This window comes from Arthrobacter sp. Hiyo1 (assembly GCF_001263615.2).
Classification (GTDB): domain Bacteria; phylum Actinomycetota; class Actinomycetes; order Actinomycetales; family Micrococcaceae; genus Arthrobacter.
Window position 1 is genome coordinate 114,959 of the sequence record NZ_DF952468.1, and the last position, 1,175, is coordinate 116,133.

The 1,175-nt window shown below is 68.4% G+C and carries 1 pseudogene; it reads left to right on the plus strand.

The features are described 5' to 3' along the window. Positions 1-941, plus strand: a pseudogene (locus tag AHiyo1_RS00420) (transcriptional regulator); the annotation flags it as partial. Between the last annotated feature and the right edge of the window lie 234 nt (positions 942-1,175).

Consider the following 1,175-nt stretch of genomic DNA (forward strand, 5'->3'; position numbering starts at 1 on the left):
CCGAAGCCGCGGTCGGCACGAGTGCGCCCGGCACGGCGCTCGCCTTGGGCCGTGGAATCCAGATCTCCGGCGCCGAGCACTACAAGCGCTCCGTCCACCCGTGGAGCTGCACCGCCGTGCCCTTCCATGACCCTGATTCCGGAGCCCTGCTCGGCGTCGTCGACATCACCGGCACGGAAGCCGCCGTCGCACCCCACACACTTTCCCTCGTTGAAGCAACCGTGGCGGCCGCGCAGGCGCAATTGCGTGTGGAAAGGCTCCAACTCGCGGCCACTAAGCACTCTGCGCCTGCCCGACGCCGGAACTCGCCTTCCGCCGTCGGCTCACGCCAGGGGACAGGACTGTACCGGAACAGCCTCCAGCTGCTCGGCCGGGACCAGGCCTTGTTGAGCATCGGAGGGCGCAGCATTCCGCTGTCCGCACGGCACAGCGAGATCCTGGCGTTGCTGGGAACCGTCCCGAAGGGCTCAGTGCCGAGGAGCTCGCCCTGGCCCTCTATCCGGGGGATGGCTCGAGCGTGACGTTGCGGGCCGAAATGGTGCGCCTGCGCAAGGTGCTCCACGAGCTCGACCCCGCCGCGGTCCCGGAATCACGCCCCTACCGGCTCCCGATCGACCTTGGCCAGGATGCGGCCCAGGTTCTGTCCTGCCTGCAGCGGGGCGCCCACCGCATCGCGCTGGAGATCTACAAAGGCGCCGTCCTTCCGCATTCGGAAGCGCCCGGCATCGTGGAGCTCCGCGAGAAGGTTTCGGCGCTCCTGCGCGAGGCGGTCCTGAACGACGGCAGTGCCGAGGCGCTGCTCAAGTATGCCGGACTGCCCGAGGCGAAAAAACGACGTCGACGTCCGGCTTGCCGCCCTCAGGCTCCTGCCGCCGCGCTCGCCAAAGCGGGCAGCCGTCGTCGCCGAGCTTGAACGCCTGGAAAGCGAACTGTCGGCCTGACGCTGGCCCCTCGTGTGGCACTCGGGCAATACGGAGTTTCGGCCCGTATCGTAGAAGCGAGCCAAACGAAAGAAGCTTCCTCCGTGTTGAATAAACGCCTCGCCGTTGCCCTGACTGTGTCCGGACTCCTTGCCGGAGTCACAGCCTGCGGGGCACCCGCCCAGACAGCCCCCGCGTCGTAAACGCCTTCGGCTTCGGCCACGCACTCGGCTTCGGCCACCACGGCCGCCGCGG